The sequence below is a fragment of the Antarcticirhabdus aurantiaca genome, from assembly GCF_009765365.1.
In the GTDB taxonomy this organism is placed as follows: Bacteria; Pseudomonadota; Alphaproteobacteria; order Rhizobiales; family Rhizobiaceae; genus Antarcticirhabdus; species Antarcticirhabdus aurantiaca.
In genome coordinates, this window is the sequence record NZ_VTOM01000001.1 from 231655 (window position 1) to 245041 (window position 13387).

Consider the following 13387-nt stretch of genomic DNA (forward strand, 5'->3'; position numbering starts at 1 on the left):
CCCAAAGGACGGCGGACGCCGCGCAACGGATGCACAACTACCTCGACTTCGAAAAGCCGGTCGCCGATCTCGACGGACAGATCTTCGAGCTGAAGAAGCTTCACACCGGCGAGGAGGGCGTCGACGTCGCGGACGAGATCGCGCGGCTGGAGAAGCGCTCGCACGACACGCTGGCGGACCTCTACAAGAAGCTTTCGCCTTGGCAGAAGACGCAGGTCGCCCGGCATCCGGACCGCCCGCACTGCGTCGACTACGTCGCCGGGCTGATCACCGAGTTCACGCCGCTCGCCGGCGACCGCGCCTTCGCGGAGGATCACGCCGTCATTGCCGGCTTCGGCCGCTTCGACGGCGAATCGGTCGCCGTGATCGGGCAGGAGAAGGGCAACGACACCCAGACCCGGCTGAAGCACAACTTCGGCATGGCCCGACCCGAGGGCTACCGCAAGGCGGTCCGCATCATGGAGATGGCCGACCGCTTCGGCATCCCCGTCCTCACCCTCGTCGACACGGCCGGCGCCTATCCCGGCATCGGTGCCGAGGAGCGCGGCCAGGCCGAGGCCATCGCCCGCTCGACGCAGACGTGCCTCGGCCTCAAGGTTCCGCTGGTCTCGCTGGTCATCGGCGAGGGCGGCTCGGGCGGCGCCATCGCGATCGCCGCGGCCAACCGCGTCCTGATGATGGAGCACGCGGTCTATTCCGTGATCTCGCCGGAGGCTGGCGCCTCGATCCTGTGGCGCGACGCCACGCGCGCCCGCGACGTCGCCCAGGCGATGAAGATCACGGCGCAGGACCTGAAGGGCTTCGGCATCATCGACGAGATCGTCGAGGAGCCGCTCGGCGGCGCCCATCGCGACGCGGCCGAGGCGGTCGCTCGGGCCGGCAACGCCATCCGCCGCAACCTCGCGGAGCTGTCGGCGCTCGACGGCGACGCGTTGCGCCGCCAGCGCCGCGAGAAGTTCCTGGCCATCGGCAGGAACCTTTAAGCGCCGCAGCGCCGGCCCTCCGCCCTCCAAATCGCGTTGACGCCGGTGCCGGGCTCCAAGACGCTCGGCACGAACAATGCTGCCGGCCGCGTCAAAATCCCGCCCCGATCGTGGCAGAAATGAGCGAAGCCTTAACGGCGTCGGTCGAACGTGCCGTTTTAACGCTGCGTTAAGCGGTGCGGGGCATCAAGGGGACAACGGGTCCGTCCACGCAACGCGGTCGGCCCGGTGGCGGCGTCCCATCCGACCGGAGCTGCGGAGCCGGCCGCGATGGATGGCTGAGGTGCGGACGACCAGCCTCGTGCCGGTCGTTTCGAGGGCAGGGGGTGTCACGGGGATGGTGGCAGGACGTCTCGCACGGGCCGCGGTTCTGGCCGCCAGCCTCTTCACGCTGGGTGCCTGTCAGGGCATCGAGGACCTCGTTCCCGCCAACAAGCCGCTGCCGCACGAGCTGGTCGAGCTCATCCAGAAGCAGGGCATGGGCACCAACTCGCCGATCCTGGTGCGGATCTTCAAGGAAGAGTCCGAGCTCGAGGTCTGGAAGCAGAAGACCGACGGCACCTATGCCAAGCTCAAGACCTATCCGATCTGCGCCTGGTCCGGCAATCTCGGGCCGAAGCAGAGGGAAGGCGACCGGCAGGCGCCGGAGGGCTTCTACACGGTCACGCCGGCGCAGCTGAATCCCGACAGCCAGTACCATCTGGCCTTCAACATGGGCTATCCCAACACCTTCGACCGCGCCAACGCGCGCACGGGCACGCACCTGATGGTGCACGGCTCCTGCTCCTCGGCCGGCTGCTACGCCATGGACGACGCGCAGATCGAGGAAATCTACGCGCTCGCCCGTCATTCCTTCGGTGGGGGCCAGCGCGCGTTCCAGATCCAGGCCTATCCCTTCCGGATGACGCCCAAGAACATGGCGCGCCACCGCAACTCCGAGCACTACGCCTTCTGGAAGATGCTGAAGCGCGGCTCGGACTACCTGGAAACGACGCACCGCCAGCCGGTCGTCGGCGTCTGCGAGAAGCGCTACGTCTTCGATCTCGACGCCGAGACGGCGAAGGGCCTCGACCCCGACGGACCCTGCCCTGAGATGACCCCGCCGATCTCGGTCGCCGCCAAGGCGATCTCGGACGAGGCGGAGGAGCAGCGCATCGCATCGAGCATGGCGCCGAGCGAGTTCGCGACCTATTCGAGCTTCGCCTACAAGATGGGCGACCGGGTGAACCCGGAAGCCTTCCGCGCCGAGCAGCACCGCCGGCAGGGGCGCGACCGCTACGGCAACCTGGTCGACGGCGGCCGCTCGCCCTCGATCTTCGGCTCGTTCATCGGACGGTAGGTTCCCGGACCAAGGCCGCGACTGGCGTTCTTCTCCCCCGCGGGGAGAAGAACGCAGCGCCGCCTTCCGATCCCGCCCCGCTCAGCCGCCGAAGTTCGAGCGGCTGTGCCAGTTCCAGGCGGTCTCGACGATCGAAGCCAAGTCGTGGCGGGGCTGCCAGCCGAGGACGTCGCGCGCCTTGTCGTTGACGGCGACGAGAGCGGGGGCGTCGCCGGGGCGACGCTCGGTCACCTCGACGGGGAACTCGCGGCCGGTGACGGACACGATCGTGTCGAGGAGCTCCTTCACCGTCGTGCCGGTGCCGGTGCCGAGGTTGATCGCGGTCGAGGCGCCGCCGTCGATCAGGTACTGCACCGCGCGGCTGTGGGCGTCGGCGAGGTCCATCACGTGGATGTAGTCGCGCACGCAGGTGCCGTCGCGCGTGTCGTAGTCGGTCCCGAACATCTTGAAGCCGGCTCGGCGGCCGAGCGCCGCCTCGATGGCGAGCGGGATCGCGTGGGTCTCGGGCTCGTGCCATTCGCCGATGCGCCCTTCCGGATCGGCGCCGGCGGCGTTGAAGTAGCGCAGGACCACCGAGCGGACGCCCTTGATGGCGTCGAGGTCGGCGAGCACCTCCTCCACCATGCGCTTGGAGCGGCCATAGGGGTTCAGCGGCGCCTGCCGGTGGGTCTCGGGCATCGGCACCTCGACGGGCTCGCCGTAGGTCGCGCAGGTCGACGAGAAGACGATCTTGTCCACCCCGGCCTCGGCCGCGGCGGAGAGCAGGGTGAGGGTCCCCGCGACGTTGTTCTCGTAGAAGGCGAGCGGGTCCTTCATCGATTCGCCGACCTCGATCAGGGCCGCGAAGTGGACGATGGCCGCCGGCCGGTGCTGCTTCATGACGGCGACGAGCCGCTCGCGATCCTTGAGGTCGCCCTGTTCCAGCGGTCCCCACCGGCAGAACTCGGCGTGTCCGTTCGACAGGTTGTCGTAGACGACCGGCGTGAAGCCCTTGGTCGAGAGATCGAGGCAGGTGTGCGAGCCGATATAGCCGGCGCCGCCGACAACCAGGATGTTCGTCATGGATTCCCGCTTCCGTTGCGTCGTGCTGCGCTGCAGCGACACTCGCATACCGGATCGGCGGACGAGATGAAAGAAGACCCGGCGCTTCGCGAAGAAGCGCCGGGTCCCGCTGTCGGATCGAAGCCTCGATGAAGCGGATCGATGCCGCTCAGGCTTCCTGCGTGGCGAAGGCGCCGTGGCAGTGCTTGAACTTCTTGCCCGAGCCGCAGGGGCAGGGCTCGTTGCGGCCGATCTGGCCCCAGGTCTCCGGGTTCTCCGGATCCACGAGGAAGCGCTCCTCCTCGATCGGGTTGAAGTCCGCGGTCAGGCGCTCGGCGCCGTGGCCGAACTCGTCCTCGCCCGTCGTGGGGTCGACGTGGTGCGCCTCCATCACGGGGAGAGGCGGTTGGGCGGGGGCCGGGCGCTGGATCTCGACGCGCGAGAGCTGGCTCGTCACCCGCTCGCGCAGCTGCGTGATCATCGACTGGAAGAGCTCGAAGGCTTCCGACTTGTACTCGTTCAAGGGATCGCGCTGGGCGTAGCCGCGGAAGCCCACCACCGAGCGCAGGTGGTCGAGGTTGACGAGGTGGTCGCGCCAGAGCGCGTCCAGCGTCTGGAGCACGACGGAGCGCTGGATATAGGTCGCGACCTGCGGGCCGAAGCGCTCGGTCTTCTCCTTGGCCGCGGCGTCCGCCGCCGCGCGGATGCGCTCGCGGATGTCGGCGTCGTCGATGCCTTCCTCCGCCGCCCACTCGACGATCGGCAGATCGAGGTTGAGGAGCTCGATCGCCTCGTCGTGGAGCTCCTGCGTCGCCCACTGTTCGGGATATGCGCGCTCGGGGATGTGGCGGGCGACCATCGCGTCCACCGTCTCGTTGCGCATGTCCTCGATGGTCTCTTCGAGGCCTTCGGCGTCCATGATCTCGATGCGCTGGTCGAAGATGACCCGGCGCTGGTCGTTCATGACGTCGTCGTACTTCAGGAGGTTCTTGCGGATGTCGAAGTTGCGCGCCTCGACCTTCTTCTGCGCCTTCTCCAGGGCCTTGTTGATCCAGGGATGGACGATCGCCTCGTCCTCCTTGAGCCCCAGGCGCGTCAGCATGGTGTCCATGCGCTCGGAGCCGAAGATGCGCATGAGGTCGTCCTGCAGCGACAGGAAGAACTTCGAGCGCCCGGGATCGCCCTGGCGGCCGGAGCGGCCGCGCAGCTGGTTGTCGATGCGCCGCGATTCGTGACGCTCGGTGGCCAGCACGTAGAGTCCGCCGGCGGCGAGCGCCTGTTCCTTCAGGCGCTTGATGTCAGCGTCGATCTCGGCGATGCGGCGCTGGCGCTCCTCGCCCTCGGGCACGTCGGCGAGCTCGCGCTCGACGCGCATTTCGAGGTTGCCGCCGAGCTTGATGTCGGTGCCGCGGCCGGCCATGTTGGTCGCGATCGTCACCGCGCCGGGCACGCCGGCCTGCGCGACGATGTAGGCTTCCTGCTCGTGGTAGCGGGCGTTCAGGACCTGGAAGTCCTTGAGGCCTTCCTTGCGCAGGCGGTCGGCGAGCATTTCCGACTTCTCGATCGAGGTCGTGCCGACGAGAACGGGCTGCCCGCGGCTCGCCGCTTCCTTCACCTCGCGGGCGATGGCGCGGAACTTCTCCTCGAAGGTGCGGTAGACCTCGTCGTCCTCGTCGATGCGCTGGACGGGAACGTTGGTCGGGATCTCGACGACGTCGAGGCCGTAGATGTCGGCGAACTCGGCCGCTTCCGTGTTGGCCGTGCCGGTCATGCCGGACAGCTTCTTGTACATGCGGAAATAGTTCTGGAACGTGATCGAGGCCAGCGTCTGGTTCTCAGGCTGGATCGTCACGTGCTCCTTGGCCTCCAGCGCCTGGTGGAGCCCTTCGGAATAGCGCCGTCCCGGCATCATGCGGCCGGTGAACTCGTCGATGATGACGATCTCGTCGCCGCGGACGATGTAGTCCTTGTCCTTGGCGAAGAGCTTGTGCGCCTTCAGCGCGTTGTTCACGTGGTGGACGACCGCGACGTTCTCGATGTCGTAGAGCGACGAGCCGTTGAGGTGGCCGGCCGCCTCCAGGAGGCGCTCCAGCTTCTCCGTGCCGTCCTCGGTGAAGGAGACCTGGCGCTGCTTCTCGTCGACCTCGTAGTCCTCGGCGGAGAGCTGCGGGATGAAGGCGTCGATGGTCTGGTAGAATTCGGATCGGTCGTCGAGCGGCCCTGAGATGATGAGGGGCGTTCTCGCCTCGTCGACGAGGATCGAGTCGACCTCGTCGACGATGGCGTAGTGGTGCCCGCGCTGCACCATCTGCGCGCGCTCGTACTTCATGTTGTCGCGAAGATAATCGAAGCCGAGCTCGTTGTTCGTCGCGTAGGTGATGTCGCAGTTGTAGGCGTCGCGGCGCTGCTGGTCGGACAGGCCGTGGCCGATGATGCCGACGGACAGGCCGAGGAAGCGGTAGAGCCGGCCCATCCACTCCGCGTCGCGCGAGGCGAGGTAGTCGTTGACGGTGACGACGTGGACGCCCTTGCCTTCGAGCGCGTTGAGGTAGGTGGCGAGCGTGGCCACGAGGGTCTTGCCCTCGCCGGTCTTCATCTCGGCGATGGAGCCGGCGTTCAGCACCATGCCGCCGATGAGCTGGACGTCGAAGTGCCGCATGCCGAGCGCGCGCTTGGCACCCTCGCGGACGGTGGCGAAGGCCTCGACGAGGATGTCGTCGACGGTCTTGCCGTCCTTCAGCTCCTGCTTGAAGCGCTCCGTGCGGGCGCGCAGCTCGTCGTCGGTCAGGCGCGACAGCTGCTCTTCCAGCGCGCCGATCGCCCGGACCGTGGGGTCGAAGCGCCGCACGCGGCGCTCGTTGGACGACCCGAACAGAGCGCGGGCGATGCCGCCGAAATTGACCATGAAACGGTCCTCTTGATTGATATCTGCCGGCCGGCGGCGGCCGCGTCGCCCGGCTTCCGCCTTGCGCATCGGTCCTTTCGCACGACCGGTCCGGGCGCGTCCAATCGCGCTTCACACTTGCGGGATGCGGCTGGACTTTCGGATCGCGCGAGAGATAAGAGGGGCCCCAAGCGATGTCAACGCTCAGGCCCGACCCCGTCCGGCCGGCTCAAGAGACTGTGGAGCAAGGGCTTTCCCGAAACTCGGGCGCCCCGCCACCGATGGTTCTCCTTCTCGAGGATATCCCGCATTGACCAACGTCCTGCGTTCCCTCCGGCTCGCCGCGAGCCTGTCCGTCGCCCTCGTCTGCCTGCCGGCGCTCGCCCAGGACGGCGGTGCGCCCGCCGGCGGCTCGCCGCCGGCCGCGCCCGCGCCGGCCGCTCCGGTCGATCCCGAGACCGTGGTGGCCAAGGTCGGCGACAAGGCGATCACCGAGCGCGACCTCGCCGTCGCCGCGCAGGATCTCGGTCCCCAGTTCGCGCAGGTGCCGCCCGAGCAGCGCCGCATCGCTGTTCTGTCCGCCCTCATCGACATCGACGTCCTCGCCGCCAAGGCCGAGGCCGAGAAGCTCGCCGAGGACAAAGACGTCGCGGCCGAGATCGCCTTCGCCCGCGCCCAGGCCCTGCACAGCGCCTATTTCGCCAAGACGGGCGTGCCCTCCGTCACCGACGAGGAGCTCAAAAGCCGCTACGACGCCGAGATCGCCAAGATGCCGCCGGTCGACGAGGTGAAGGCCAGCCACATCCTCGTGAAGACGAAGGAAGAGGCCGACGCGGTCATCAAGAAGCTCGACGCGGGCGAGGACTTCAACAAGCTCGCCGCCGAGAACTCCTCCGGCCCCTCCGGCCCCGAGGGCGGCGACCTCGGCTATTTCGGCCCCGGCCAGATGGTGCCCGCCTTCGAGACGGCGGCCTTCGCGCTGGAGCCCGGCACCTACACCAAGCAGCCGGTCGAGACCCAGTTCGGCTGGCACGTCATCAAGGTCGACGACAAGCGCAAGCAGGCTCCGCCCGCCTTCGACGAGGTGAAGGAGCAGGTGCGCCAGGTCGTTCTTCGCGAGAAGTACGTCGATCTCGTCCAGAAGGCCCGCGCCGACGCGAAGATCGAATATGTCGACCCGGCCATCGCCAACCAGATGAAGGCGATCGAGGAGATGAACGCGGCCCGCGACAAGCCGGCCGAGGGCGCCGCGCCGTCCGCCAACTGACCGCTGCCGCATCGTCGACGCGCGAGCGCCCGCCTCCTTCAAAGGGGCGGGCGCTTCTGCTAGAGGCGGGCGCAACGCGAACGACGCTTCCGAAGGACGTCACCTTATGGCGCACGCCGTTTCCCCGCTCGCCCCGAAGACCGCCCCGGCCATGCCGGCCATCGAGGGGCTGCGCATCGCCACGGGCGCGGCCGGGATCAAGTACAAGGGGCGCACCGACGTGCTCCTGATGGTCTGCGACCGGCCGGCCTCGGTCGCCGGCGTCTTCACCCGCTCGCGCTGCCCCTCGGCGCCCGTGGACTTCTGCCGGGCGAACCTGTCCGGCGGCACGCTTCGCGCCCTCGTCGTCAATTCCGGCAACGCCAACGCCTTCACCGGCGCCAAGGGGCGGGCGGCGACGGAGGAAACGGCGCGCGGCGCGGCCGAGGCCGTGGGCTGCACCCCGGGCGAGGTCTTCCTCGCCTCCACCGGCGTCATCGGCGAGCCGCTCGACGCCTCCAAGATCTCCGCGCTCCTGCCCGAGTTGGCCAGCGCCGCCGCGCCCGCGGGCTGGGCCGAGGCCGCGAGCGCGATCATGACCACCGACACCTATCCGAAGGTCGCGACGCGGAGCGTCGAGATCGGCGGCGTGACGGTGACGATCAACGGCATCGCCAAGGGCGCGGGCATGATCGCGCCGGACATGGCGACGATGCTGTCCTTCGTCGCGACCGACGCTGATATCGCCGCGCCCGCTCTCCAGGCGCTGCTCTCGCGAGCGGTGGAGCCGAGCTTCAACTCGGTGACGGTGGATTCCGACACCTCGACCTCCGACACGCTGATCCTCTTCGCGACGGGCGCGGCCGAGGCGCGCGGCGCCCCGGCCATCGCCGATGCCGGCGACGAGCGGCTGACGGCCTTCCGCGCGGCGCTCTCCGACCTTCTCCTCGACCTCGCGCGTCAGGTCGCCCGCGACGGCGAAGGCGCGCGGAAAGAGATCCAGGTGACGGTCGAGGGCGCCGAGAGCGACAGCTCCGCCAAGCGCATCGCGCTCTCCATCGCCAATTCGCCGCTGGTGAAGACGGCGGTCGCCGGCGAGGACGCGAACTGGGGCCGCGTCGTCATGGCCGTCGGCAAGTCCGGCGAGCCGGCCGACCGCGACCGCTTGTCGATCTGGTTCGGCGACGTGCGCGTGGCGCACGCGGGCGCGCGCGACCCGAACTATTCGGAAGACGCGGCGAGCGCTGCCATGCGCGAGAGCGTCATCCCCGTCCGCGTCGACCTCGGCCTCGGGCAGGGTCGCTGGACGGTCTACACCTGCGATCTCACCAAGGAGTACGTCGCGATCAATGGCGACTACCGAAGCTGAGCGGCTGCGCCAGCAGGCGATCGTCCGGCGCCTGGAGGCGGCGGGCTTCCGTGCCTGGCCGGCCTCCTCGACGATCTTCGACGGCACCTGGGCCGTGCGGGTGACCACGAGCTTTCCGGCCAAGCGCCTGAACTCGGTGAACCCGCTCGACCCGTCCGACCACAAGGACATTCCCGAGCGCATCAACAAGGCGGCGCGGCATTTCGCGAGCTTCGGCCGGCAGCTCCTGTTCCGCCAGTCGCCGCTCGCAGCCCCTCAGCTCGTCGCCCACCTCGACGCGGAAGGGTGGAGCCGCGAGGGCGAGACGCTGGTGATGACCGCTGATCTCGAAACGCTGGACCTTTCGGGTGCGCTGGACGGCATCCCGATCCGCGATCCGGCGCGCTACGTCGAGGCGAGCCTCAAGGTCCATGAGCGTCCGGCGGCGCTGCGCTCGGGCCTCACCGCCATCCTCGAAGCGATCCGGCCGGAAAAGGGCATGTTCCTGCGCGAAAGCGCGGGCGGCGAGGCGCTGGCCGTCGCGCTCGTCATTCACGACAACGATCTGGCCGGCCTTCTCGACGTGGCCGTGGACCCTTCCGCGCGCAATCGCGGGATCGGGCGCGAGCTGATCACGACCGCGCTTCGGTTCGCCGCCCATCGCGGCGCCGCGACGGCCTGGGTGCAGGTCGAGGCGGACAACGGACCGAGCCGCCACCTCCTCACCTCGATCGGCTTTTGCGAGGTGTATCGCTACGTCTACAGGTTGCCGCCGGGCACCGCCGGAGTGCGTCATGTCTGAGGCCCCGCGAAAGCTGCTTCTCGTCGCGGCCTGCGCGCTGATCGACGCGGACGGCCGCATCCTTCTCGCCGAGCGGCCGGCCGGCAAGTCGCTGGCCGGTCTCTGGGAGTTTCCCGGCGGCAAGATCGAGCCGGGCGAAACGCCGGAGGAAACGCTGGTGCGCGAGTTGCGCGAGGAACTGGGCGTCGAGACCAAGGCCGCCTGCCTCGCGCCGCTGACCTTCGCCAGCCACAGCTACGAGACCTTCCACCTCCTGATGCCGCTCTACGTCTGCCGGCGCTTCGAGGGCGTCGCGACGGGACGGGAGGGGCAGCGACTGAAATGGGTGAGACCGCAGAACCTGCGCGACTATCCCATGCCGCCAGCCGACCTTCCGCTGATCGCGCATCTCCAGGATTTGCTTTGAGGCCGGGATCATTCCCAGCAGTTCTATCCGAAGCTTTAAGGCGATCTTCATCGGCAGGGGCGATGCTTGTCCCAACGGCAGACGCAGGGGAGAACCGCTGAGGGCCGTGCGCTCCGTGAGGCCGTCATGACCGATGCTCCGCCAGACGAGGACGCCGCGCCGGACGGGGCGCCCTTCAGCCGCATCCGGATCTCGGTTCCCGCCTGGGGCATCGCCGCGGTCGCCCTCGCGGCGCTCGCGGCAGCGATCCTGCCGCCGGTGGCGGAAAACGGGCTCGTGGCGCTGCTGGACGACCGGGCTCAGGGCGTCGACCCGATCGTGACCGGCACGGCCGCCGTGGCCTCGCAGCGGCGCTACACGGTTCGCCGCAGCGTGCTCCGTTCCGCCGGCGAGACCTGCACGGTGTTCGCCAACGGTCGCGCGCATGGCGCATGCTGACGAGGAGCGAGGCGTCCGTGACATCCGAAACCCGACCGGTTCATCGCCGATCCCTGATCTCTCGTCTTTCGGCCTGCCGGCGCGGCGCGACGGCCATCGAATACGCGCTGATCGGCGCGATCCTGTCCACCTTCATTCTGAGCGCGGTGACGGGCCTGGGCGCGGACCTGAAGTCCGTCTTCGACAACATCATCGCCACGCTCGGCACCGCTCTGTCCTGAGCGGCTGAGCGGTGCCGAGCGGGCAACGCGAAGAGGACGACGCGCTGTCCCGCGACGATATCGGCGCTCGTCGCGTCCTTCCACTCGTCGGGACTGGGACCGCCGAGCGCGTCGGTGCGCACGCGCGTGTGGAAGGCGACGTCCGGAATTCGTGACGGCTGCATGGCTGCTCCTGCCGTTCGCCTGCCTTGCGCCGGCAGGGTTCGCCACAGGGCGCCATCCGGTCGCGCGGGGGCGCCGGTTCGGCTCATCAGCGAAGCGGCGGAAGCGGCAGGCGTAACCGGCATCCCAAACCGGTGGTCTACATTATGGATCGATCTGACGTCTTCGCCTGACGGTACGCCAATTGTCGATGAATTTGCTCCCGAAGATACCGTGAAAACAGGGCTTTGACGGTCCATCCCGCTTTCCCGCTGTGGTCGAACTCGCCCCATCATGTGGAACGATCCTGGAAAAATCCGGCAGGATCGCCCCGGCGGCGGTTGCAGGGTCGGGCTGGATGGTGCAGGTTTCCTGCCGAAAGCCGGTGCCGGACCTGGGAGGGGCCGACCGGCGGAGGAGCCGGGACACCGGCGACGGGAGGATGAGGTCGCTCGCATGGCGGGCGCTTCACGCCGAGCCTGAGCGCGGCCCGACCGGTGCCGCTCGCGAGCCGTCGTCGCGTGGGTCCGGAACGATCGAGCACGTGGAGCCTGTCCGCAGGCGTCGCGGCTCGACGCGACCCCGGGGAGGACGCGGGCATGGCGGTGGCAGGCACGGCGAGCAGCGACGACGCGGCCCTTCTGGCCGGCATGGAAGGCGCCAGCCTGGGAGGCGGATCGCGCTGGATGCGCCCCGTTGAACTCGTGGCGGCGAGCCTTCTCGCCTTCATCATCGCGCTTCTGCTGACCGGCGTCTTCTCGCGCTACGTCCTGGCCAAGCCGGTCATCTGGATCGACGAGGTCGCCTCGATCTCCTTCCTCTGGCTCGCCATGCTCGGCGCCGCCATGGCGGTCGACCGCTCCGAGCACCTGCGCCTGACGCTCTTCGTCAACCTCCTGCCCGAGCGCCTGCGCGGCTTCGCCTCGACGCTGGCGCTCGTGCTCATGGCCGTCTTCCTCGCCAGCCTCCTGATGCCGGCGATCGACTACGCCTACGAGGAAGCCTACGTCACCTCCGCCGCGCTCAACATTCCGATGAGCTGGCGCGCCTCCGCGCTGCCCTTCGGCATCGGGCTCATGCTGCTCCTCGCCCTCGTCAACGCCGTGAAGGGCTCGCGTTCCGCCGAGCTCGCCGGATCGATCGTCTTCGCCGGCATCGTCGGGGGGCTGTTCTGGCTCGGCATGCCGGCGATCAAGACTCTCGGCAACTGGAACATCGTCGTCTTCCTCGTCGGCTTCGTCGCTTTCTTTCTCGTTATCGGCGTGCCCATCGCCTTCTGCTTCGGCCTCGGCACGCTCGCCTTCCTGACCTTCGCCACCAACGTCCCCGTCTTCGTGATGATCGGGCGCATGGACGAGGGCATGTCGGCGATCATCCTCCTGTCGGTGCCGATCTTCGTCCTGCTCGGCTGCGTCCTCGACGCGACGGGCATGGGCCGGGCGATCGTCGAGTTCCTCGCCTCGCTGCTCGGCCACGTGAAGGCCGGCATGTCCTACGTCCTTCTCGGCTCGCTCTTCCTCGTCTCGGGCATCTCCGGCTCCAAGGTCTCGGACATGGCGACGGTCGCCCCGGCGCTGTTCCCCGAGATGAAGCGGCGCGGACACAAGCCGCGCGAGATGATCGCGCTCCTCGCCACCGGCGCGGCCATGGCCGACACGGTGCCGCCCTCGATCGTCCTCATCGTGCTCGGCTCGGCCGCGGGCGTCTCGATCGCCGGGCTCTTCACCTCGGGCTTCGCCATCGCGATGGTGCTGCTCGCCGTTCTCGCGGTGCTGGCGCGCTGGAAGGCGCGGGGCGAGGCGATGGAGGGTGTGCGCCGCGCGCCGCTCTCGCTGATCGGCAAGACCCTCCTCGTCGCCGCGCCGGCGCTGGTCCTGCCCTTCCTCATCCGCTCGGCCGTGGGCGGGGGCGTCGCGACCGCGACCGAGGTGTCCACGATCGCCGTCCTCTACGCCATGGCGATCGGCGCGCTGCTCTATGGCGGCCTGCGCCCCGGGCGCATCTACGCCATGCTGGTGGAAACGGCGGCGCTTTCGGGCGCGATCCTCCTCATCCTCGGCACGGCGTCCGCCATGGCCTGGGCGCTGACGCAGACGGGCTTCGCCTTCCAGCTGGTAAGCGCCGTTCAGGCGCTGCCGGGCGGATGGCTCACCTTCATGGGCGTCACCATCCTGATCTTCCTGGTGCTGGGCTGCGTGCTGGAGGGACTGCCGGCGATCGTGCTCATGGCGCCGATCATGTTCCCGATCGCCCGCTCGCTCGGCATCAACGACATCCACTACTCGATGGTCGTGGTGACGGCGATGAACATCGGCCTGATGACCCCGCCCATCGGCATCGGCTTCTATATCGCTTGCAAGATCGGCAACGTGTCGCCCGACGAGGCGATGCGGGCGATCTGGCCCTACATCGGCGCGCTCATGGTCGGCCTCCTCGCCATCGCCGCCGTCCCCTTCTTCTCCACCGCCTTCCTTTGAGAGGCGGGCGGAGGCGAGACCTTCTCAGCCAACGATGAGAAACGTGAGGAAACGAAACGCC

11 protein-coding genes are annotated in these 13387 nt (G+C 68.7%); 9 read left to right on the top strand and 2 right to left on the bottom strand.

Annotated elements, in window-relative coordinates; genetic code table 11:
* Positions 1–29: 29 nt before the first annotated feature.
* Both FZN60_RS01165 and FZN60_RS01170 read left to right on the top strand, forming a co-directional pair.
* Complete coding sequence (locus FZN60_RS01165; protein WP_158870191.1) at positions 30–983, top strand: acetyl-CoA carboxylase carboxyltransferase subunit alpha; 954 nt, start codon at positions 30–32, stop codon at positions 981–983.
* Positions 984–1257: 274 nt separating this feature from the next.
* The gene (locus tag FZN60_RS01170) at positions 1258–2322 is read left to right on the top strand and encodes a L,D-transpeptidase family protein (protein WP_422570203.1); all 1065 of its coding nucleotides are present in this window, start codon (positions 1258–1260) and stop codon (positions 2320–2322) included.
* Positions 2323–2403: 81 nt separating this feature from the next.
* Here FZN60_RS01170 and galE read toward each other — a convergent pair whose 3' ends face one another.
* Together galE and secA are read right to left on the bottom strand one after the other, a co-directional pair.
* Positions 2404–3384 (bottom strand): UDP-glucose 4-epimerase GalE, encoded by a 981-nt coding sequence (gene galE / locus FZN60_RS01175; RefSeq protein WP_158870193.1) that lies wholly within the window; start codon positions 3382–3384, stop codon positions 2404–2406.
* 148 nt (positions 3385–3532) lie between these two features.
* Complete coding sequence (secA, locus tag FZN60_RS01180; protein ID WP_158870195.1) at positions 3533–6268, bottom strand: preprotein translocase subunit SecA; 2736 nt, start codon at positions 6266–6268, stop codon at positions 3533–3535.
* 289 nt (positions 6269–6557) lie between these two features.
* Here secA and FZN60_RS01185 point away from each other — a divergent pair, with 289 nt between their 5' ends.
* The 7 genes from FZN60_RS01185 to FZN60_RS01215 all read left to right on the top strand — a co-directional run bounded on the left by FZN60_RS01185 (position 6558) and on the right by FZN60_RS01215 (position 13326).
* On the top strand, positions 6558–7514 hold the full coding sequence (locus FZN60_RS01185) for a peptidylprolyl isomerase (protein ID WP_246726513.1): 957 nt from the start codon (positions 6558–6560) through the stop codon (positions 7512–7514).
* A 106-nt stretch (positions 7515–7620) separates the two neighbouring features.
* Complete coding sequence (gene argJ / locus FZN60_RS01190; RefSeq protein WP_158870199.1) at positions 7621–8862, top strand: bifunctional glutamate N-acetyltransferase/amino-acid acetyltransferase ArgJ; 1242 nt, start codon at positions 7621–7623, stop codon at positions 8860–8862.
* A complete protein-coding gene (locus tag FZN60_RS01195; protein WP_158870201.1) occupies positions 8843–9643 on the top strand; it encodes a GNAT family N-acetyltransferase in 801 nt (266 codons plus the stop codon). The genes argJ and FZN60_RS01195 overlap by 20 nt, the downstream gene beginning before the upstream one ends.
* Positions 9636–10049, top strand: coding sequence for an 8-oxo-dGTP diphosphatase MutT (gene mutT, locus FZN60_RS01200; RefSeq protein ID WP_158870203.1), 414 nt, complete (start codon positions 9636–9638; stop codon positions 10047–10049). Before FZN60_RS01195 ends, mutT begins: the two co-directional genes overlap by 8 nt.
* Positions 10050–10175: 126 nt before the next feature.
* Complete coding sequence (locus FZN60_RS01205; RefSeq protein WP_158870205.1) at positions 10176–10487, top strand: hypothetical protein; 312 nt, start codon at positions 10176–10178, stop codon at positions 10485–10487.
* Between the two features lie 17 nt (positions 10488–10504).
* Positions 10505–10708, top strand: coding sequence for a Flp family type IVb pilin (locus FZN60_RS01210; protein WP_246726514.1), 204 nt, complete (start codon positions 10505–10507; stop codon positions 10706–10708).
* 740 nt (positions 10709–11448) lie between these two features.
* On the top strand, positions 11449–13326 hold the full coding sequence (locus FZN60_RS01215; protein ID WP_158870209.1) for a TRAP transporter large permease subunit: 1878 nt from the start codon (positions 11449–11451) through the stop codon (positions 13324–13326).
* Positions 13327–13387: the final 61 nt, after the last annotated feature.